Origin of the sequence: Aristaeella lactis (genome assembly GCF_018118585.1) — a bacterium.
Lineage (GTDB): Bacteria > Bacillota > Clostridia > Christensenellales > Aristaeellaceae > Aristaeella > Aristaeella lactis.
In genome coordinates, this window is record NZ_CP069421.1 from 850689 (window position 1) to 871045 (window position 20357).

Annotated in this window: 16 protein-coding genes and 2 other annotated features (1 of these 18 only partly in view); of the genes, 5 read left to right on the forward strand and 11 right to left on the reverse strand. The window is 50.0% G+C overall.

Annotated elements, in window-relative coordinates; translation table 11 throughout:
• The first annotated feature begins 14 nt into the window (after window positions 1-14).
• Window positions 15-725 (forward strand): purine-nucleoside phosphorylase, encoded by a 711-nt coding sequence (deoD, locus tag JYE50_RS04100; protein ID WP_084094609.1) that lies wholly within the window; start codon window positions 15-17, stop codon window positions 723-725.
• A 64-nt stretch (window positions 726-789) separates the two neighbouring features.
• Here deoD and JYE50_RS04105 read toward each other — a convergent pair whose 3' ends face one another.
• Genes JYE50_RS04105 through JYE50_RS04115 form a run of 3 tightly spaced genes read right to left on the reverse strand, consistent with a single transcriptional unit; the run spans window position 790 to window position 3851 of the window.
• Window positions 790-1425 (reverse strand): YigZ family protein, encoded by a 636-nt coding sequence (locus JYE50_RS04105; protein WP_084094610.1) that lies wholly within the window; start codon window positions 1423-1425, stop codon window positions 790-792.
• The gene (gene tyrS / locus JYE50_RS04110) at window positions 1422-2651 is read right to left on the reverse strand and encodes a tyrosine--tRNA ligase (RefSeq protein ID WP_084094611.1); all 1230 of its coding nucleotides are present in this window, start codon (window positions 2649-2651) and stop codon (window positions 1422-1424) included. The genes JYE50_RS04105 and tyrS overlap by 4 nt, the downstream gene beginning before the upstream one ends.
• A 15-nt stretch (window positions 2652-2666) precedes the next feature.
• Window positions 2667-3851, reverse strand: coding sequence for an aminotransferase-like domain-containing protein (locus tag JYE50_RS04115; protein WP_084094612.1), 1185 nt, complete (start codon window positions 3849-3851; stop codon window positions 2667-2669).
• Between the two features lie 35 nt (window positions 3852-3886).
• Window positions 3887-4098 (reverse strand) — a binding site (T-box leader).
• A gap of 144 nt (window positions 4099-4242) precedes the next feature.
• Between JYE50_RS04115 and JYE50_RS04120 the strand changes: the two genes are divergently transcribed.
• From JYE50_RS04120 to recG, 3 genes are read left to right on the forward strand one after another with little or no spacing between them, the layout of a single operon-like run.
• Window positions 4243-4593: an Asp23/Gls24 family envelope stress response protein gene (locus JYE50_RS04120; protein ID WP_084094613.1), complete on the forward strand. Its 351-nt coding sequence runs from the start codon at window positions 4243-4245 to the stop codon at window positions 4591-4593.
• Between the two features lie 42 nt (window positions 4594-4635).
• The gene (locus JYE50_RS04125) at window positions 4636-6303 is read left to right on the forward strand and encodes a DAK2 domain-containing protein (RefSeq protein ID WP_084094614.1); all 1668 of its coding nucleotides are present in this window, start codon (window positions 4636-4638) and stop codon (window positions 6301-6303) included.
• Window positions 6304-6306: 3 nt separating this feature from the next.
• Window positions 6307-8316, forward strand: a complete 2010-nt coding sequence (gene recG / locus JYE50_RS04130) for an ATP-dependent DNA helicase RecG (protein ID WP_084094615.1) — start codon at window positions 6307-6309, stop codon at window positions 8314-8316.
• On the opposite strand, the gene hemW is transcribed toward recG, so the two are convergent.
• The 6 genes from hemW to JYE50_RS04160 are packed head-to-tail and all read right to left on the reverse strand — an operon-like array spanning window position 8313 to window position 15077.
• Window positions 8313-9461 carry a radical SAM family heme chaperone HemW gene (gene hemW / locus JYE50_RS04135; protein ID WP_179138203.1) on the reverse strand — a complete coding sequence of 383 codons (1149 nt, stop codon included), beginning with the start codon at window positions 9459-9461 and terminating at the stop codon, window positions 8313-8315. The genes recG and hemW overlap by 4 nt on opposite strands.
• A complete protein-coding gene (locus tag JYE50_RS04140) occupies window positions 9350-10000 on the reverse strand; it encodes an SLOG family protein (RefSeq protein WP_084094617.1) in 651 nt (216 codons plus the stop codon). The genes hemW and JYE50_RS04140 overlap by 112 nt, the downstream gene beginning before the upstream one ends.
• Window positions 10001-10003: 3 nt before the next feature.
• On the reverse strand, window positions 10004-11803 hold the full coding sequence (gene lepA, locus JYE50_RS04145) for a translation elongation factor 4 (protein WP_084094618.1): 1800 nt from the start codon (window positions 11801-11803) through the stop codon (window positions 10004-10006).
• Window positions 11793-12425, reverse strand: a complete 633-nt coding sequence (gene plsY / locus JYE50_RS04150; protein WP_084094619.1) for a glycerol-3-phosphate 1-O-acyltransferase PlsY — start codon at window positions 12423-12425, stop codon at window positions 11793-11795. Before plsY ends, lepA begins: the two co-directional genes overlap by 11 nt.
• A gap of 5 nt (window positions 12426-12430) precedes the next feature.
• Window positions 12431-13762: a ribosome biogenesis GTPase Der gene (gene der / locus JYE50_RS04155; protein ID WP_084094620.1), complete on the reverse strand. Its 1332-nt coding sequence runs from the start codon at window positions 13760-13762 to the stop codon at window positions 12431-12433.
• On the reverse strand, window positions 13755-15077 hold the full coding sequence (locus tag JYE50_RS04160) for a DUF512 domain-containing protein (RefSeq protein ID WP_179138204.1): 1323 nt from the start codon (window positions 15075-15077) through the stop codon (window positions 13755-13757). The genes der and JYE50_RS04160 overlap by 8 nt, the downstream gene beginning before the upstream one ends.
• Window positions 15078-15238: 161 nt before the next feature.
• On the opposite strand from JYE50_RS04160, the gene JYE50_RS04165 reads away from it, so the two are divergent.
• Window positions 15239-16246, forward strand: a complete 1008-nt coding sequence (locus JYE50_RS04165; protein ID WP_084094622.1) for a rod shape-determining protein — start codon at window positions 15239-15241, stop codon at window positions 16244-16246.
• A 39-nt stretch (window positions 16247-16285) separates the two neighbouring features.
• On the opposite strand, the gene JYE50_RS04170 is transcribed toward JYE50_RS04165, so the two are convergent.
• Window positions 16286-18799 carry an AMP-binding protein gene (locus JYE50_RS04170; RefSeq protein ID WP_084094623.1) on the reverse strand — a complete coding sequence of 838 codons (2514 nt, stop codon included), beginning with the start codon at window positions 18797-18799 and terminating at the stop codon, window positions 16286-16288.
• On the reverse strand, window positions 18796-20223 hold the full coding sequence (locus tag JYE50_RS04175; protein ID WP_179138205.1) for a hydroxymethylglutaryl-CoA lyase-like TIM-barrel protein: 1428 nt from the start codon (window positions 20221-20223) through the stop codon (window positions 18796-18798). The genes JYE50_RS04170 and JYE50_RS04175 overlap by 4 nt, the downstream gene beginning before the upstream one ends.
• Before the next feature lie 51 nt (window positions 20224-20274).
• Window positions 20275-20357 (reverse strand) — a binding site (T-box leader) (it continues 156 nt past the right edge of the window).

Below are 20357 nucleotides of genomic sequence, written 5' to 3' on the forward strand. Positions count from 1 at the left end.
GGAGGAAGAAAAAAATGAGTTCCAGAATTCCAACACCCCATATCAACGCTCCGGAAGGTGCTTTTGCGGAGACTGTCCTGATGCCTGGCGATCCCCTCCGCGCGAAGTTTATCGCTGAACAGTATCTCGATAACGCTGTTCTGGTCAATAATGTCCGGAATGTTCAGGGATATACGGGAACCTACAAAGGGAAAAAAGTATCGGTTATGGCGAGCGGTATGGGCTGTCCTTCAATCGGTATTTATTCCTATGAACTCTTCAATTTTTATGATGTGAAAAATATTATCCGGATCGGTTCTGCCGGAGCAATTTCCCCGAAACTGAAACTGAAGGATATTGTTGTGGCGATGAGCGCGTATACAGATTCCGGTTATATAAACAGCTTTGGTTTCCGCGGCAACGCCGCCCCATGCTGCAGCTATGAGCTGCTTTCCAGAGCTATGGAATACGCGAAAAATCTCCCGTGCAATGTTGTGTGCGGTCCGTTGCTCTCATCCGATGCCTTCTATTCTGACAGCAGCCAGACAGAAATCCTGTCACGTCTGGGCGTGCTTGCGGTCGAAATGGAAGCGGCTGCGTTATATATGAACGCCGCGAGAGCCGGCAAAAACGCACTGGCCATCTGTTCCATATCTGACAGTCTGGTTACGGGAGAGGAACTGCCTGCAGAGGAAAGACAGGTCGGATTCAGAAATATGATGGAACTTGGATTGTCACTGATCTGACAGGAATAAACGAAAACAGCTGCCTGTGCAACAAACAGGCAGCTGTTTTATTTAAGCCCAAATATCATTTGGCTTTCCATGCTTCATAGGATTCCTCCTCCGAATGGATTTTCAGCATCCGTTCTGAGGAGTCGAGAAGCTTTGGCATCAGAGAGTCTTTATCGCATGACCGTACGGCAAGAATGAAAGAAACAATATTGCTGTATTCAACATCCCTGATCATGACATGAAGCTGTTCGACTGTATAGCGGAATTTATCCCATACCTGATAGGGAAGTTCACAGGAAAGAAGGGAAGTCTGCTCCATCCGGACGATCTCCGCTGCATTCAGCGCGGACTGCGCACTTTGTGAATAAGCACGGACAAGGCCGCCGGTTCCCAGAAGGGTACCGCCGAAATATCGCACCACAACGACACAGCAGTTAACAATATTCCGGGCCCTCAGGACATCCATCATCGGCAGCCCGGCTGTACCGCCGGGTTCGCCGTCATCACTGTACCTCATGATGCCGCTGTTTTCCCCGATAATATAGGCGTAACAGTGGTGAGTCGCGGTTTTGTGTTCATCCCTGATCTCCTGAAGGAAGGACAAGGCGTCTGATTCAGAGGTACAGGGAGCGGCATAGCCGATAAAACGGCTTTTATTGATGACGGTTTCCTCCCTGGAAGGATGGGAAACAGTAATATAGGCGTTTGTCATATGAGCTGTATACGGCAGAAGCCCTTTTTGCCCTTTTTCAGCATAGCGCCGTCTTTGCCAATGTCCTCAGCGGTCAGGACAGAAGCGGGATCACTGATTTTCCGGTCATTAACGGATACCGCGTTCTGTTCAATCTGTTTCCTGGCATCACTCTGGCTCTTGCACAGGCCGGATTTCACAAGCATTGTGGATACCCGGCCGTCCTGGGCAAAATCAGCAGCGGATACTTCCAGCGTAGGAACATTAGCCGCGGCTGCGCCTTTTCCGAAAAGCGCTTCTGCCGCTTCAGCGGCTTTCTTAGCTTCTTCCTCACCGTGTACGAGCCTGGTTACCTCAAATGCGAGCACCTTCTTGGCTTCGTTGATCTCAGAATCCCTGAGGGCGCCAAGCCTGCGGACTTCATCCATGGGAAGAAAAGTCAGGAGGGCCAGGCACTTTTCAACATCCTTGTCATCCACATTGCGCCAGTACTGATAGAACTGATAGGGGGTGGTTTTCAGAGGATCCAGCCAAAGGGCGCCGGCTTCAGTTTTGCCCATTTTCCGGCCGTCATGGGTCAGGAGAAGCTGGAAAGTACAGGCGAAGGCTTTTTCATTTTCTTTTTTCCTGACAAGATCCGCGCCGCCGAGCATATTGCTCCACTGGTCATTTCCGCCCATTTCCAGGCGGCATCCGTAACGATGGAACAGTTCCAGAAAATCATAGCTCTGCATAAGCATATAGGTGAATTCCAGGAAACTGAGACCGTTTTCAGTAGCCATCCGGGCTTTATAGCATTCTGCGGTCAGCATGCGGTTGACGGAGAACTGAGAACCTATATCCCTCATAAAATCGATAAAGTTCAGGTGACGGAGCCAGTCGCCGTTATTGACGATCAGCGCTTTGTCATCGTCAAAATCGAGGAAACGGGACATCTGTTTTTTGATGCACTCAACATTCCTGTCAATGGTTTCCACGGTCAGCATTTTTCTCATGTCGGTTTTTCCGGAAGGGTCACCGATCATTGCGGTTCCGCCGCCCATGAGCGCGATGGGCTTATGACCTGCCCGCTGCATATGGGCCATGGCCATGATCGGAATATAGTGTCCGATATGCAGACTGTCAGCGGTGGGGTCAAATCCAACATAGAAAGTCGTGGGGGATTTAAGCTGCTCATATAGCTCATCCTCGAAAGTCATCTGTGCTATAAATCCGCGTTCTTTCAGAATGTCAAGAATATGTTCCATTTTTGTATCTCCTTATTATTTTAATTCTGACCGGATCAGATCATTAAGCACATTCATGCCGGAAACGATCTGTTCCGGGGTACTGTTTGAGAAATTGAGACGAAGCGTATTCAGGTGGCCGCCGTCAACACAGAAGTAAGTTCCGGGAACATAAGCGACTTTACGGTCCACGGCTTTGGAAAGCAGTGAAACGGTATCCATATGCCCGGGAAGTTCAGCCCAGATGAACAAACCTCCCTGCGGACGGGTAAAAGCAACATCTTCAGGAAAATTTTCAAGGGCTTTCAGCATCAGCTGCATTTTGGATTTATATCCGTCGCAGATGCTGCTGATATGGCCGGGAAGAAGATTACGCCGGAGATACTGATCCACAATTGCCTGGTTCAGGTTTGCGGAATGGACGTCTGTTGACTGTTTGCCGACAGTGCACTTCCTGATGATTCCTGGGTCGCCCGCGATAAAGCCAACGCGAAGGCCGGGAGAAATATTCTTGCTGAAACTGCCGAGGAACATGACCCATCCGTTCCTGTCATAATACTTGATGGAATGGAAGGGAGTCCCTTCATAACGAAGATCCCGGTAGGGATCATCCTCCGCGACAACCATACCGTATTGATTGGCCAGTTCAGCGACAGCTTTTCTCCGTTCTTCAGGCAGCGTTTTACCGGTCGGATTCTGGAAAGTGGGAATGGTATACAGGAGTTTCGGATGATACTGCCTGATCTTCTTTTCCAGATCTTCGGGAATCAGTCCCTGGTCATCGCTCTCAAGGGCAACCAGATTTGCCTGATAAAGCTTCAGGCACTGAAGATTGCCGAGAAAAGACGGATTCTCAACAAGTACGGTATCTCCCGGATCAATGAGGGCCTTACAAAGGAGGTCCATGGCCTGTGTCGATCCAGTCACGGGAAGAACAGCGGGGATGTCGACACCAAGCTGGTTTTCAACGTATTTTTTCAGGCTTTCAACAAAAGGCGGATACCCCTCAGTGGCACCATACTGCAGCAGAGCTTTGCCGTCTTTTTCCAGTACATAATGCGCCAGTTCATCAACCTGGCGGTCCGGCAGCGCGTCAAGGGATGGATTGCCTCCGGCAAAAGAAATCATACCGGGCTGCGCTATCACTTTAAAAATCTCCCGTATGGCGCTTCCCGTAACGTGATCAAATCTGTGTGCATACCGGATTGAGGATATGTCCATCTTTGTTTCCTCCTGATAAAAAAATAAAGTTTTCGCCGGAAGGCGAAAACCGCGGTACCACTTCCATTCAGCAGGTATGTCCTGCTCTCTGAGGCGCTGTATACGGCGCACCGTGTCATCCCTACTGAAAGATTTCAGGTGACTGCTCCGGGATGTACTTCCTCTGAAAACTGTTTACTTCCTTTCAGCGTACGGAAGCTCTCTGTGAAACAGGGGATCAGAATACTCTTCCCTTCATTGCATTATATATATTATGTTGGAAAACATAAGGATTGTCAAGATGCCTGCCACTTGATAAAAAGAGGATTCTATTATATAATTCTTGAGTCCTGTTGATCGGATTTTCAGTGAATCCGAAAACCTGCCACGGTAATATGCGGGAGGGAAACTCATGGAATGTAAAATCAAGAACGAATACGGAACAATCTATATTGCTGAAGATGTAATGCTCAAAGTTGTCGGGTATGCCGCGCTTGAATGCTATGGTATTGTTGCGATGTCCGGACAAAGGGCAACGGACGGTATTGTTGAGTGGCTCGGAAGGGAGAACCTGACAAAAGGCGTCCAGATCCGCAATGTCGGCGATATGCTGGACGTTGATCTTTATATCATCGTTGAGTATGGCATTTCCATCTCTGAAGTCTGCAAAACCATTGTGGAAACAGTTCGTTATAAACTGGAAAGCACCACAGGCGTTAAGGTTCGGAAAATCAGCATCTCTGTTGAAGGAATCAGGATCTGACCCGATTCACGCGACGAATTAGGATAACGGAGGAATAATCCTTTGATACAGTTTAAAACGATTGACGGGCTGCTTCTGCGTGATATGGTGATGGCCGGAACAGCCATACTTGAAAAGAACAGGGAAGCGGTTGACGCACTGAATGTATTCCCTGTTCCGGACGGTGATACCGGCACAAACATGTCCCTGACCATGCAGTCAGCGACAAGAGAGCTGAACAGCAAAGAGTATCTTCGCGCGGATGAAGCGGCAAGCGCACTGGCCAAAGGCGCGCTGAAAGGTGCCCGCGGTAACTCAGGCGTTATTACCAGTCAGCTGCTCCGCGGTTTTGCCAAGGCTCTGAGCGGGGTTGAAAAAATAACGCCGATTCAGTTTGCAGAGGCCCTGATGAAAGGCTCTGAGATGGCCTATAAGGCTGTTATGAAGCCTAAAGAAGGCACCATTCTTACGGTTGCCCGCGTTGTTGCGGAAGATGCCCTGAAACAGGCACAGAAAAGCCCCGAGGATTACGACCAGCTGATTTCTGTTATCCTGAAGAGCGGTGAAGCCATCCTGAAAAAAACACCGGATATGCTTCCTGCTTTAAAACAGGCCGGCGTTGTGGACTCCGGCGGACGCGGACTGATGCTGATCTACCAGGGATACGCGGCCGTCCTCCGGGGTGAAGATATCTCCACAGCCGATACGCTGATGGATGATGATGTTCAGGCTGTATCTGATGACTGTCACGATCTGACAAAGGATCTTACCTATACCTATTGTGTATCCTTCAAGCTTACCCGTTTCCGTGATGACTGCGATGAACATGATCTTGATTCGTTCAGGCGCCGCCTGAACCGGATCGGAGATGCCGTATCTGTCAACGGAGACCTGAGCGGAGCGGAAATCCATGTTCACACTGATAATCCCGGTTTTGCCCTGGATTACGGTATTGAACTGGCTGAGATTACAGATATCAAAATCGACAATCTTGCCGCCATGAAACGGGAACTGGAAAAGTCCGCCGGACAGGAAGAATCGGACGCGGAACCCGCTGCGCCGGATGAACCTGCAAAGAAATACGGTTTTGTGGCCGTTTCTCTTGGATCCGGTTTTTCACAGTTTTTCCATGACCTGAATGTGGACAAGATTGTTGAAGGCGGACAGACAATGAATCCGTCCGTGGATGATCTGCTGAATGCCATTAATCAGGTTAACGCGGAATGCGTGTTTATCCTGCCCAATAACGGAAATGTTATTTTCGCCGCAAACCAGGCAGCGGAGCTTTCCTCAAAGGATGTACGCGTGATTCCGACGAAAAATGTAGCCATGGGTATCGCTGCCGCGATTGCTTTCCAGAATGAAGCTGAACCGGATGATAATATGCAGCGCATGATCGGTGCCGCGCAGCATGTGAAGACAGCCATGGTGACTTATGCCATCCGTGACAGCGAGTATAACGGAATTGAGATCAAGCAGGGCGATATCATCGGACTGCATAACGGACAGATTGAGTTTTCGGGCCACTCTATCCATGATGTCGTTCTTGAAATGATGAAGGAAATCATCACGGATGAAGATGAGCTGATTACCGTTTACTACGGCGCGGACGTCAAGGAAGAAGACGCGAAGCAGATAGCCGAAGAAATCGAAAAGCAGTATGAAGACTGCGATGTGGAATATCATAATGGCGGACAGCCCCTGTATTATTACCTGATTTCTGTGGAGTAAGACATGGAACTGACAGAACTGGCCGGTATCGGTCCTGTTAGAGCTGAAACACTGCGCGCAATGGGAGTTTTCTCATTGCGCGATTTGTTGTTTACACTGCCTGTCCGTTATGAGGATCACAGTACTGTACTTCCGTGCAGCACCCGTCATGAGGGCTTTATCCTTGTGGAGGGAAAAGCCCTGAAAGAGCCCCAGATCTCCTTTTTCCATTCTCTCAAAAAGGTAACAGTAACCATAGCGGACAGCACCGGTAAAATGCCCGTATGCTGGTATAACGCTGCCTGGATCAGGGACAGGATTCAGGAAGGGGAGACTGTCAGGCTCTACGGACGCCTTGTTATCCGCAACAACAGAAGGGTTTTGCAGAATCCTCAGATCGTCGGACCGGAAGAAGGCTTTATTCCTGTTTACCGGGCAATGAAGGGATTTCCGTCCAAATCTTTCAGGAAACTGATCCGGAACGCACTGGAATTGCTGGATGACTGCTGCCCGGAGACGCTTCCTGCCGAATTCCGCGTCAGGTATCATCTGTGTGAACTGAATTACGCTGTCAGGCAGGCGCATTTTCCGGACAGCCCCGAAGCGCTTCAGGCTGCCAGAAGAAGAATAGAATTTGAACGGATACTGCTTTATCTGGTTTATGTTTCATGCGCGGGTACGGAAAGACAGTCCGGATTTCCTTTTCAGTTCAGCAACGATTGTATTGACCGTTACTGGCAGTCCCTTGGTTTTATACCAACGAACGCGCAGAAAAAGGTTTTGAACGATATCGCTTCTGATCTGCGAAGAGACTGCGCCATGAGCAGACTTGTACAGGGAGATGTCGGATGCGGAAAAACAGCGGTTGCATTTGGTGCCATATGGCTGGCATACAACGCGGGATACCAGGCGTGCATGATGGCTCCTACGGAAATCCTGGCTGTGCAGCATTATGAAAATGCCTGCAGGATGTTTGAAAAGCTTGGATTACGATGCCGTCTTCTGACAGGAAGCACACGGTCTTCAGAAAGAAAGAAGATCCTGAAAGAGCTGAAAGAACATCAATGTGACGTACTCTTCGGTACACATGCCCTGATAAGCAAAGATGTTGAATACGGCAAGCTCGGCCTGGTCATCACCGATGAGCAGCATCGATTTGGTGTCAGGCAGCGGACAAACCTGCAGATGAAGGGAAAAACAGACACCATTCTGCCGCATGTGCTTGTTATGTCAGCCACACCGATTCCCCGGACCCTGGCATTGATCCTGTACGGAGACCTGGATCTGTCTGTGATTGATGAGATGCCTGCCGGCAGAATTCCGGTCAAAACAAGAATTGTACCTGAACAAAAAAGACAGGATATGTATGGATTCCTTCGCACCCGGATCGCTGAAGGGAAACAGGCTTATATTGTCTGTCCGCTGGTGGAAGAGGATGAAGATGAAAGCAGCGAACTGCACAGCGCGAAAGCCCTGTTTGAAAAACTGAAGGATCATGAGATGAAGGGCCTCCGTATCGGCCTGACCTGGGGGTCGCAGAAACCGGCGGAAAAAGACAAGGTGCTGCATGACTTTGCGGCTGGATTGTTTGACGTCCTGGTATCCACAACTGTGATCGAGGTTGGTGTCAACAATCCAAACGCGACGATTATGATCATTGAAAACGCGGAACGGTACGGCCTGAGCCAGCTTCATCAGCTGAGGGGCAGGGTTGGACGCGGACAGGAGGAAAGCTGGTGCTTCCTGTTCGCGGAGCCTTCTGAAAAACTGAGGCTTTTCTGCTCCACAAATGACGGATTTGTGATTGCGCAGAAAGATCTGGAACTTCGCGGCCCCGGGGACCTTATCGGAACGCGTCAGTCAGGAGAACCGGGAAAACAGTTCCTGTTTGCCGATGTCCGTCTTCTGGACGAAGTGGCACAATGTGTCCAGCAGATAACACGAAATCCTTCCGACAAAGCGTTGCTTGATCAGATCAGGAATAACGCTGTACAGTTTTTCAGGGAAAAAGAATATAACGTTGCCCTTAACTAATCATCCATCAGTTCGGACAGAATGGCATTCTGGATATCCAGACCGCGTTCGGACATTCTCCATTGTTTTCCTTCATGGATGATCAGTCCGTTATCAACAAATGGCTTCAGCCTGTTTCCATAGCTCTCTTCCAGGGACACCTTATGCATCTTCATAAAGGTGTCTTCATTTATTCCTTCCGCCAGCCTGAACCCCAGCATAACGGACTCAAAACGAGCTTCCCGGCATGATATGATTTCATCAGGCGGAGAAATACGGTTCCGGATCATTGCGGCGTATTCCGGCCAGCTGTCAGGGTTGGTTTTCCGTATATAGGTTACACCGTCCGGAAGGGAACAAAGCCTGGTCATGGATGCGGCAGATATGCCAAGGCCGGTATACGGGACCTGTGTCCAGTAGCCGATATTATGAATACATTCAAAGCCGGGCGTGGCAAAATTGGATATCTCATAACGTTCAAGCCCCATTGACCTGAGGAAAGATACGGCGGAAGAGTACATATTTCTTTCCGTATCTGTATCCGGCAGCTGAAGACGGTTCAGCCGCAGATCCTCATAAAGCGGCGTGCCTTCCTCCGGAATCAGTCCATACGCACTGATATGAGCCGGTTTCAGTTCAACCGCCGCCCTAAGCGTTTCTATCCAGTTTTCCTCTGTCTGGGAAGGAATACCGAAGATGAGATCGAGATTGATATTCGTTATACCGGATTGCCTTGCCAGTTCCACAGAACGGATAACATCCTCCTGATGATGAATCCTTCCGAGGATCAGAAGCAATGAATCCTGGGCAGCCTGCATTCCGAAAGAGAGACGGTTTATTCCAAGTTCACAGGCATTGTCAAGCCAGGCCTTCGTGACTGTTCCGGGGTTGGCTTCCGATGTGAACTCTGATACGCTGCTGAAATCATATATGGAATCAAGTCCGTGGATCAGTCTGCTGAACAGCCGGGGAGGAAGAAGGGAAGGCGTTCCGCCGCCGATATAAACGGTTCGGACCGGTTCCTCTGCTTCATCCGCACGCCATTCCGCCTCCTTCAGAAGAAGATCGATGTATGCTTCATAGTCAGATTCTTTCTCTGTGAAAGAAACAAATGAACAGTAGCGGCATTTTTTCCTGCAGAAGGGGATGTGGACATATAATTCCATGCTTTTTCCCTCAGCAATCCGGTGTTGTAATCCTGTGCGGAAGCCAGATTGATAATTCTGATATGATCCTGTTTCAGCGCGTAGCGGACTGTGGAAGCGGTTCCTCCCCGCATATGATAGAGGTAACATATGCACAGGGAGGAACGGTCAGCCATATACCTGTTTCTTGTGAGCATAACACCCTGAAAATAGCAGGGGGAAAGAACTGTTTTTTCATCAGCCTGTTCGAGGATCCTACTGTATATTTCCCTGTCTTTATCATGCCAGCGGTCTGCCTGCATTTCACAGGGAATGGCCAGGGAGAGAATCATATCCGGATACTTTTTTTTCAGCTGAAGCACCTGTAAGGCGGCAAGGGTGTCAAAACCAAGGGCGCATCCGCAGATAAAACGCCTGTAACCATCGTTATATGCCATGACAACAGCGTCAGCAATGCGCTGCTGAATATGTGCTTTTTCATCGGCAGGAAGGTATCTGTGACCTGTAAAAAAGGCTGTTTCACGGATTCCTTCCGGCAGGAGATCATGTTCCCTGTCCATATGTCAGTCCATTTTAAGAACAGCAAGGAAGGCTTCGCTGGGCACCTGGACGGTACCGAACTGACGCATGCGTTTTTTACCTTCCTTCTGTTTTTCGAGCAGCTTTTTCTTGCGGGTAATATCTCCACCGTAACATTTGGCAAGAACATCCTTGCGTATGGCCTTAACGGTTTCGCGCGCAATCACTTTTCCGCCGATGGCAGCCTGAATCGGGATTTCAAACATCTGGCGTGGAATAACATCCTTCAGCTTTTCAGCGATGCCCCGTCCGCGGGCATAGGCTTTTTCACGGTGGACAATGATGGAGAAAGCATCGCAGATTTCTCCGTTAAGCAGGATATCCAGTTTTACAAGATCACTGGGACGGTAATCCTTCAGCTCATAATCAAAGGAAGCGTAGCCGCGGCTCCTGCTTTTGATCTGGTCGAAGAAATCAAAGATGATCTCGTTGAGAGGCATGTCATAATTCAGCTTGACACGGGTGCCTTCATACTGCATATCAATGAAAATGCCGCGTTTATCCTGACAAAGCTCCATCAGAGTGCCTACATATTCCTGCGGAGTATAGATTGTGGCGTGGACAAAAGGTTCTTCCATTTCGGCGATTTCACCGACCGGAGGCAGATTGGTGGGATTGTCAATCATCAGTTCGGTTCCGTTTGTTTTAATCACACGGTAAATAACACTCGGCGCAGTTGTGACAAGATTCAGGTCAAATTCGCGTTCCAGGCGTGTGGTAATAATATCCATATGCAGCAGGCCGAGGAATCCGCAGCGGAAACCGTATCCAAGGGCAACGGATGTTTCCGGCTCAAAGGACAGGGAAGCGTCATTCATTCTCAGTTTTTCAAGGGCGTCCTTGAGCGCCGGATAATCAGCACCGTCAGCAGGATAAATACCGCAGTAAACCATCGGAGTCACATTGCGGTAGCCCGGCAGGGGTTCCGAAGCCGGGCGCGCCGCGTCGGTAATAGTGTCGCCGACACGTGTGTCACGCACATCCTTGATGGAAGCGGAAACATAACCGACGTCCCCGGCCTTCAGCTCATCGCAGGGCCTGTAACCGGGATCGAAGGTACCTACCTCCACGACGTCAAATTCACTGCCGGTAGCCATCATACGCATTTTCATTCCGGGACGGATCGTTCCGTCCATAATCCGTATAAAGCAGATGGCACCGCGATAATTATCATAGTAGGCATCAAAAATCAATGCCTTGAGGGGAGCGTCCGGATCTCCCTGCGGGGCGGGAATATGATTGACGATCGCTTCAAGAACATCTTCCACATTCAGGCCTGTTTTGGCTGAAATCAGAGGGGCATAGCTGGCGTCCAGGCCGATTACATCTTCTATTTCCTGCCTTACTTCCTCAGGACGGGCAGAAGGAAGATCGATTTTATTGATGACAGGGATGGTTTCCAGATTATGTTCCAGAGCCATGTAGACATTGGCAAGGGTCTGCGCCTCAATGCCCTGGGTTGCGTCAACAACGAGCAGGGCGCCTTCGCAGGCGGCCAGCGCGCGGCTGACTTCATAGGTGAAGTCCACATGGCCGGGAGTGTCGATCAGGTTCAGGATATAGTCTTTACCGTCTTTCGCGCGATAGGTCATATGAACAACTTTGCTTTTGATAGTTATGCCGCGTTCCCGTTCCAGTTCCATGCTGTCAAGGATCTGTTCAACCATTTCACGCTTCTCAAAAACACCGGTTTTTTCAAGGATCCTGTCTGCGAGAGTGCTTTTGCCATGGTCGATATGTGCCACAATACAGAAATTGCGGACATGATTCATATTATTGTTCATGAGCACCTCCGGAAGGATGTGCTTTATGTCCGAGCTTGTTTTCATTTCCGTGAATCAGCCGATCAATATTGGCATGGTGCCTTGCGATGCACATAACCATCAGAATAAAGGTCCATACAATGACGCATGCGTTGCAGGAACTGAAGAAAAAAGACAGGATAAAGAAAGTGACAACAAGCAGCATGCTGCCTACAGAGATATACCTGAAAAGAGCAATGACCGCAACGGTCAGCGCTATACACAGAAGAGCGGGAAGGGGAAAACAGTAAAGCATCACACCGCCGGTTGTGGCAACGCCTTTTCCTCCGCGGAAATGAAAGAAAACAGGCCAGTTATGGCCGATCACGCAGAACAGACCAGCCAGCATGGCCGCGAAATGGCTTCCTGTAAACAATTCAGCGATTGCACAGGCTGCTATGCCTTTCAGGCCGTCAATCAGGAATGTGATGATACCGTATTTCCAGCCCATGGTCCGCTGAACGTTGCTGGCTCCGGTACTTTTGCTGCCAACGGTATGGAGATCAGGTCCCTTGGCCAGCGTGGATGTGATAATGCCTCCGGAAATGGAACCCAGCAGGTAACCGAGCAGACAGCATATAATGTAAAGGATTTCCCTGGGCATGAAAATCAATCCTCCTTTTTCTTTTCCCGCAGGATAAAGCGGATCGGAGTTCCTTCCAGATTGAAGGATTTCCTGAAGAAATTCTCCAGATACCTTTCGTATGCGAAGAACATCAGCTTTTCTTCATTGACAAACAGCACGAAAGAAGGCGGCTGTACTCCACCCTGTGTTGCATAGTAGATTCTCAGGCGTTTTCCGCCCTGGACAGGAGGCTGAAGAGCGTTAACCGCGTCATTCAGCACATCATTCAGGACACCGGTTGTGATCCTGCGGCAGGCGGTTTCATATACTTCCTTCACCTTGTCCAGGATCTGACCCACACGCTGGCCGGATTTGGCGGAAATAAACAAAACGGGAGCATAAGTCATGAATTTCAGGTCATCCAGCACCTGTTTTTTATACTTTTCATAGGTGCCGGTTTCCTTGTCAAGCATATCCCATTTGTTCACAATGACGATAACGGCCTTGCCTTCATCGTGAATCAGACCGGCGATTTTTGTATCCTGTTCCGTCACACCGTCATTCGCGTCAATCAGAAGCAGTGCCACATCACAGCGCCTGATGGCGGCAATGGACCGGAGCACGCTGTATCTTTCCAGCGTTTCATCCTCCACGGAACGCTTCCTGCGGATTCCGGCGGTATCAATGATGTTATAGACAGTACCATCTTCAGCGGTATACAGGGAATCGATAGCGTCCCGTGTGGTACCGGCTATATCGGATACCATCGTACGGTTTTCTCCCAGCAGCCGGTTGGTCAGGGAACTTTTGCCAACGTTCGGCCGGCCGACAATCGCAAGCTGGATGGGCTTTGCTTCATCGTCTGTGTTATCCGCGTCCTCCGGGAACAGTTCGATCATACGGTCCAGCAGATCACCGAACCCGAGCATATTCACGCTGCTGATACCGATGGGATCCCCGAGACCCAGTTCGTAAAACTCGTAAAGATTATCATTCAGGTCAAGATAATCCACTTTGTTGACAACAAGCAGTACCGGCTTGGTGGTTTTACGGAGCATGTTGGCAACGTCTTTATCATCTTCTGTCAGACCGTCTCTCGCGTCCGTAAAAAAGCATATCACATCGGCGAGATCCATTGCGATTTCAGCCTGCTCCCGCATCTGGCTGAGGAGAACGTCATCGCTTCTCGGATCAATACCGCCTGTGTCAATCAGCGTAAAATTATGTCCAAGCCACTCAGCATCAGCGGTGATCCTGTCCCGGGTAACACCGGGCATATCATCAACGATGCTGATCCGTTTACCGGCCATTTTATTGAAAAAGGTGGATTTGCCGACATTCGGACGGCCGACAATTGCGACAAGCGGTTTAGCCATTTTCTTCCTCCAATCCCCACAGGGCACGGATCAGCGATTCTCCGTTGTTCTGTACAACCCTGATCGGTTTTCCAAGTTCCCTGCGCACATCTTCCAGGGTCGTTTCGTCCAGAAACATATCTGTCTGCGCGCGCAGCATTGTATCGCATATCAGTATTTCGTCACAGGGAATGCCTTTCAGGGCGTCAATGAGATCACGCCCAACAATCAGGCCTGTAACGGTAATGGTTTCTCCAAAAAACCTGTTTTTGACCGCTTTTACCTCTACAGATGTTCCTTTCGGCGCATACCGGCTGACCAGCTTTTCGATATACGGACGGGCAGAAACACCTGTCGGGATAAGCAGATGCCGATTTAGTGAGCTTTCAGGAAAACCATCAGAAAACAGAAATTCATAAGATTCCTCACATTCCTGCTCCAGCAGCCGGAGCATGCCTACGCCGTTTTCAATCTGCGGATAATCCTCATATGCTGTATGATCCGGTATGGGTTCATTACAGATACAGTAGAATTCATCGGACGCAAATACAAAACGGGTTCCGAATTCCTCAAGGTATTTTTCCTGGTATCCCTTTACAAAGTCAATCAGCTTTTTGGCGGATACAGCATCAAATCCCTTCAGGTCAGCAAGGCCATCCCTGTGTTTGGTCAGTCCGACCGGAACAATGGCAAGGGACTGGGAGGAGGGATATAAAGAGGCGAGATCCGTAATGGTCTTCCGCAGGATTTCCCCGTCATTGACACCCGGGCAGAGCACAACCTGGCAATGGAACTGCAGACCGTTTTCCTTCAGGCGTCTGAGCCTGTCCATCAGGTTTCCGGCGTGACGGTTGCTGAGCATCACGCAGCGTGTCTGAGGATCGGTTGCCTGGACGGAAATGAAGAGAGGGGAGGCCTTTCGTTCAATGATGCGGTTAAACTCTTCATCATTAACGTTGGTGAGCGTTACATAATTGCCCATCATCAGGCTCAGCCGCCAGTCGTCATCCTTGACATAGAGCGTATCGCGCATTCCCTGAGGCAGCTGGTCGATAAAACAGAAAAGACACCGGTTTCGGCAGTGGCGGGGTTTCATGGATTCGGTTTCATCCAGGCTCAGTCCCAGCGGAGTCCATTCTGATTTACGAATCGTATAATCACAGGGAACGCCTTCGTGTTCAATCCTGACCCTGAGGCAGGTGCCGGTGGAAAGGGCCTGATAGTCAATCTCGTCAGCGATCGGTGTGTCATTAATGGATACAATCCGGTCATCAGGCTGTATACCGGCTTTTTCAGCGGGCGAACCAGCGGAAACAGCATGAATTCTGACAGACAAAACCAACACCTCATCCCCGTAATATACCATATTATATTATGCTTGTATCATTTCGCCTTGTCAAGAAACGCCTGTTTTCTTTTGCAGGGCAAAGGTTGTTTTTTTCATCTTATAATGATATGATTTTCAGGTATTATCGAAGGGGATGAAAGGATCGCATCATGGCTCAGACGAACGATATCGCGATTGATCTCGGTACTTCCAATGTGGTTATTTATATGAAGGGTCGGGGGATTGTCTTCCGTGAGCCTTCTGTTGTTGCCGTGGACCGGGAAACCAATCATATTATTGCCTTTGGCTCTGAAGCGTACCGGATGATCGGCCGCACTCCGGCCAATGTGAATGTTATCCGCCCGCTCGCCCAGGGTGAAATGCTTGATTTTGAACTGACAAGCGCCATGCTCCGCTTTTTTGTCACTTCCGTGATCGGCAAGCATATTCTGGCACGGCCCCGTGCTGTTATGGCTGTACCCACCGGTGTGAAGGATATGGAAAAGAAAGCGCTGATCAGTTCCATGTTTGAGGCCGGTGTACGCAGGACGCAGCTGATGGATAAAAACATTGCGGCTGCCCTGGGGGCACAGCTTAATTTCCTCGGGCCATACGGAAGCCTTGTGGTGGATATCAGCGCAGGATGTACAGACCTTGCCGTTCTGTATAACAGCTCTGTATCAGTGATCAGTTCCGTGCATATCGGCGGTGATCATTTTGATGACGCCATTATCAGGTATCTGCGGAAAAAGTATAATATGCTTATCGGAGAAAGAACGGCTGAACAGATCAAAATTACCCTGGGCGGCGCTGTCAGGAAGGATCCTCCCGTCGTGATGGATATCACCGGACGGAACCTTATTTCCGGACTGCCCAAGACGATGAGTGTCGAATCGGATGAAATCTACGAAGCCATTGTTGATCAGGTCAATGACCTGATCGAGGCGGTTCAGATTGTGATTGAGCGTACACCGCCGCAGCTTGCGTCCGATATCTTCGACAGCGGTGTTACACTGACGGGCGGCGGAGCGCTTCTCTACGGTCTTTCCGAGGCAATCGGCGATGCGCTGAATATACCCTGCCGCGTTTCCGCGGACGCACGCGACTGTGTTGTCCTGGGATGCGCGAAAGTGCTTACAGATCCCAGCGGCACCCGTCATCTTCTTGAAAACAGATAAGGATATAAAAAGAAGGAAGGAAAAATCCTTCCTTCTTTTTTATTTCAGTCCTTTGGCCGTATCAATACCTGCGGCTCCGACAAGCCCAAGCCTTTCGGCGGCTTCCTCCCGCATCTTATACTTCAGTACTTTGCCGGCTGCGTTCATCGGGAATGCATCCACAAACTCGATGTACTGGGGAACCTTGTGACGGGCCATATGGGATTTGATGTATTCCGTCATCTCTTCTTTGGTCAGCTGCTCACCCTTTTTCAGGATAATGCAGGCCATCACAGCCTCGCCGTACTTGGCATCCGGAACACCGATAACCTGAACGTCCGCCACGGCCGGATGAGTATAAATAAACTCTTCAATCTCCTTCGGATAAATATTTTCTCCTCCGCGGATGATCATATCCTTCAGGCGGCCGGTGATCAGGTAGGTACCGTCCGGATTCCTGCGGGCCAGGTCGCCGGAATGGAGCCAGCCGTCCTGGTCGATCGCCTGGTTTGTGGCATCGGGCATTTTATAATACCCTTTCATGATATGATATCCCCTGGAACAGAATTCTCCGTCCACACCGTCCGGAACTTCCCTGCCTGTTTCCGGATCGATGACCTTGGTCTGTACATGGGGGAATGAATATCCGACGGTTTCTGTACGCAGTTCCAGGGAATCGGTCCAGGCGGACATGGTGCTTCCGGGAGAGGACTCAGTCTGGCCATATACGCTGACAATCCCGCGCATATTCATCTCATCAGGCTGTGCCGCCCGTTTCATCAGTTCCGGCGGGCATCCGGAACCTGCCATAATGCCTGTTCTCATATAGGAAAAATCTGTTTTCCTGTAATCCTCATGGTTGAACATGGCGATAAACATGGTCGGAACGCCGTGGAAACAGGTGATCCTTTCCTGGTTGATACAGGCCAGGGAATTCTTTGCGGAAAAATAGGGAAGCGGACAAAGCGTTGTGCCGTGGGTCATCGAAGCGGTCATGGCAAGCACCATACCGAAGCAATGGAACATGGGAACCTGTATCATCATCCGGTCCGCGGTAGACAGGCCCATCCGGTCGCCAATGCATTTGCCGTCATTGACAACGTTATAGTGTGTCAGCATAACGCCTTTCGGAAAACCTGTTGTACCGGATGTATACTGCATGTTGCAGACATCGTCCGGCTTGACGCTCTGGGTCATGGCGTTCAGGGTCTCAACAGGAACCGAATCCGCGCGCTTCATGGCTTCTTCAAACGTCAGGCAGCCCTGCTGAACAAAACCGACTGTGATCACATTCCGGAGGAAAGGCAGCTTTTTGCAGTGCAGCGGCGTTCCGGCTTTTGTCTGGGCGATCTCCGGACATAATTCATTAATGATGGCTCTGTAATTGCTGTCCAGGGCACTTTCGATCATGACCAGCGTATGGGTATCGCTCTGCCGGAGCAGGTATTCGGCCTCGTGGATTTTGTAGGCGGTGTTCACGGTTACAAGAACGGCGCCGATCCTGGTCGCGGCCCAGAAGGTGATATACCAGGCGGGCACATTGGTTGCCCAGATAGCCACTTTGGAGCCTGCCCTGACGCCCATGGATATAAGCGCTCGCGCGAAACGGTCCACATCATCACGGAATTCCGAATAGGTCCGGGTATAATCAAGTGTCGTGTATTTGAACGCATACTGGTCAGGGAATTCTTCCACCAGCTGGTCCAGCACACGGCCGAATGTCAGGTCGATCAGCTCGTCTTTTTTCCAGATATATTTTCCTGTACCGTCTTCATTGAAATACAGGCCTTTTTTCTTGCCACGCGGGTTTTCAAAACGGTTCATATAGTTCAGGAAATGGGGGAAAATAATATCGCGGTCGGGTATATCCTCAATCCATTCCGTTTTCCATTCAAGGGAGATGAAACCGTCATAGTCAATGGAAGAAAGGGCGTTCATCATATCACGGATCGGCAGGGTGCCTTCGCCGATGAGGTTGTAGGAGCCGTCATCGTCGGAATCACGTAAATGAACATGTTTCACATACCCGCCCAGGTTCCGGATTGTGGTATCCGGAATTTCCCTGAAATCCCGGTAGGGATGATGCATATCCCACAGGGCGGCGAGTTCGTCGCAGGCGTAGCTGTCCATCAGCGCGCGCAGACGGGATGTATCAGCATAAATGCCGACGGTCTTGATCAGCAGGCAGACGTTTTCTTCCTGCGCGAGGGGAAGCAGGGCTTCAATATTCTGCCTGATCTGTTCCTCATTGTCCCTCAGGGCACAGAACGCGACATACCGTGTTTTCAGGGAGGAAGCGGTTTTGATCAGATACTGCGCCTTTTCAGGCGAATCAAAGGGCAGGGAAAGATCAATGGACGAATCCAGGCAGGGAAGGACAAGCCTGTTTTTCTTCAGTTCACGAACCGTTTCATTCAGGCTGTAGCTGTGGAAAGCTCCTCCGCGGCCTGAAAGGGAAGGAAACTCCTGGATATTATAGGGTTCGATTCCCTGGAACCCCATTTCAGAAGCGTCCCGGACCTGTTCATCCCAGGAAAGGGAATTCCATCCCCTGGTGGAAAAGGAAAGATTCATGCTTCTTCCTCCTCATAGACGATCTTGTTGACGGCGTTGATGTAAGCCATAATGCCTGCACCGACGATATCAGTTGATATACCTCGGCCGGAATACAGTTTTCCTTCCCAGCGGAGACGGACAACTGTTTCACCCATGGCTTCCCGTCCTTCTGTAACGGACTGGATCTGGAAGTCATCCAGCTCGAAGTGCCTGCCGGTTGCCTGTTCAACGGAATTGAACGCTGCGTCAATAACACCGTCTCCGGAAGCGGTTCCTTCAATTTCCTGATTATGGAACATCAGCTTCATATGCGCGACGGCGCCGATCTGGTTGCCTGTGCTGATCATGTAATGAATATCATGATAGGCGGGAGGAACCTGCATCGCTTCAGCAGCTATGATCGCATCCAGTTCCTTCAGGGTAATATGTTCCTTTTTTTCTACTGTCTGGCAGAAGCTTTTCCATATCTTCTGCTGATCGTCAGCGTTCAGATCATAACCGAGTTTTTCGGCAGCCCGTATCACGGTTTCCATACTGTCGTGGATGCTCAGAAGATAATCCGCGTCAGATTCCTCATCACTGAAGCCGGAACCGATCTCGGATTTCCGTCCGGAGGCCTGGCAGATTGTATTCACCTGTCCGGTGATCTTCCGGATTTTTTCGACACCGATGTCTGTGCAGACACCCATGGTGCCGCCCTTGGCGTTCAGGATGCGAACAATATTCGGCAGCGATATCGCGGTAGCGCTGCAGGCAGTGGCTTTGATCTCCCTTACTCCGCAGCGGATGGCGGACACAGCGTTGGCGTCCGCCATGTTCAGTTCACCGGAGCAATAAAACCCGAGGGTTGTTTTGCTCAGATCCGGAATCTCTTTTTTCAGTGATTCAAGCCAGGCGGATATTTCCTCCGGCATCATGGCACCGGCAGTGTCACACAGCGTAACAACAGAAGCGCCGGCACCGATGGCAGCGGTGATCACCTTCACAAGGAAAGAGCAGTCGCTTCTGGTTGCGTCCTGCGCGATAAACTCCACGTTTTCTGTCAGCTCACGGCAGCACCGGACCATTTCCTCCACTTTCCGGCAGGCAGCATCCGCTTTCATATGGAGGATATATTCCATCTGAACGGAACTGACAGGAGCAGCGACCTGCAGCCTGGGATTGACGGCTTCCTTCATGGCTTCCCAGGTGATCTGGACAGATTCCTTATCCATCAGGTCCACAGGAACCGAAACAGCTGCATTTTTCACGGCTGAACAGATGGATTTCACAAGAAGCCTGTCTATTTTCTTCTGCCTGATCGGGCAGAGATCTATGGAAGAAACACCGAGCTTATCGATCAGGCGGCATAATTCTATTTTTTCCCTGAAACTGAGTTCACACTGGTTTTCAGACTGGGGCAGCGTACAGTCACTGACATGGACAAGTTCGTTTTTACTCATGGAACAATCCTCCCTTGGACAATTGAAACTAAAAAGCCCTGAAGCATATGCTTCAGGGACGAAAAACAATTTCTCCGCGGTACCACCCATATTACTCCTGCAACAGGAGTCTCTCTTGAACTCTGACAAGTTCT

Excerpts from the sequence above, each read along its gene's own strand:
- plsY (WP_084094619.1), bottom strand. The coding sequence starts at position 12,425 with ATGCCCAGGGAAATCCTTTACATTATATGCTGTCTGCTCGGTTACCTG.
- JYE50_RS04120 (WP_084094613.1), top strand. The coding sequence starts at position 4,243 with ATGGAATGTAAAATCAAGAACGAATACGGAACAATCTATATTGCTGAA.
- JYE50_RS04175 (WP_179138205.1), bottom strand. The coding sequence starts at position 20,223 with ATGAGTAAAAACGAACTTGTCCATGTCAGTGACTGTACGCTGCCCCAG.
- lepA (WP_084094618.1), bottom strand. The coding sequence starts at position 11,803 with ATGAACAATAATATGAATCATGTCCGCAATTTCTGTATTGTGGCACAT.
- JYE50_RS04105 (WP_084094610.1), bottom strand. The coding sequence starts at position 1,425 with ATGACAAACGCCTATATTACTGTTTCCCATCCTTCCAGGGAGGAAACC.
- JYE50_RS04165 (WP_084094622.1), top strand. The coding sequence starts at position 15,239 with ATGGCTCAGACGAACGATATCGCGATTGATCTCGGTACTTCCAATGTG.
- recG (WP_084094615.1), top strand. The coding sequence starts at position 6,307 with ATGGAACTGACAGAACTGGCCGGTATCGGTCCTGTTAGAGCTGAAACA.
- tyrS (WP_084094611.1), bottom strand. The coding sequence starts at position 2,651 with ATGGAACATATTCTTGACATTCTGAAAGAACGCGGATTTATAGCACAG.
- deoD (WP_084094609.1), top strand. The coding sequence starts at position 15 with ATGAGTTCCAGAATTCCAACACCCCATATCAACGCTCCGGAAGGTGCT.
- JYE50_RS04140 (WP_084094617.1), bottom strand. The coding sequence starts at position 10,000 with ATGGACAGGGAACATGATCTCCTGCCGGAAGGAATCCGTGAAACAGCC.
- JYE50_RS04170 (WP_084094623.1), bottom strand. The coding sequence starts at position 18,799 with ATGAATCTTTCCTTTTCCACCAGGGGATGGAATTCCCTTTCCTGGGAT.
- hemW (WP_179138203.1), bottom strand. The coding sequence starts at position 9,461 with ATGGAATTATATGTCCACATCCCCTTCTGCAGGAAAAAATGCCGCTAC.
- der (WP_084094620.1), bottom strand. The coding sequence starts at position 13,762 with ATGGCTAAACCGCTTGTCGCAATTGTCGGCCGTCCGAATGTCGGCAAA.
- JYE50_RS04115 (WP_084094612.1), bottom strand. The coding sequence starts at position 3,851 with ATGGACATATCCTCAATCCGGTATGCACACAGATTTGATCACGTTACG.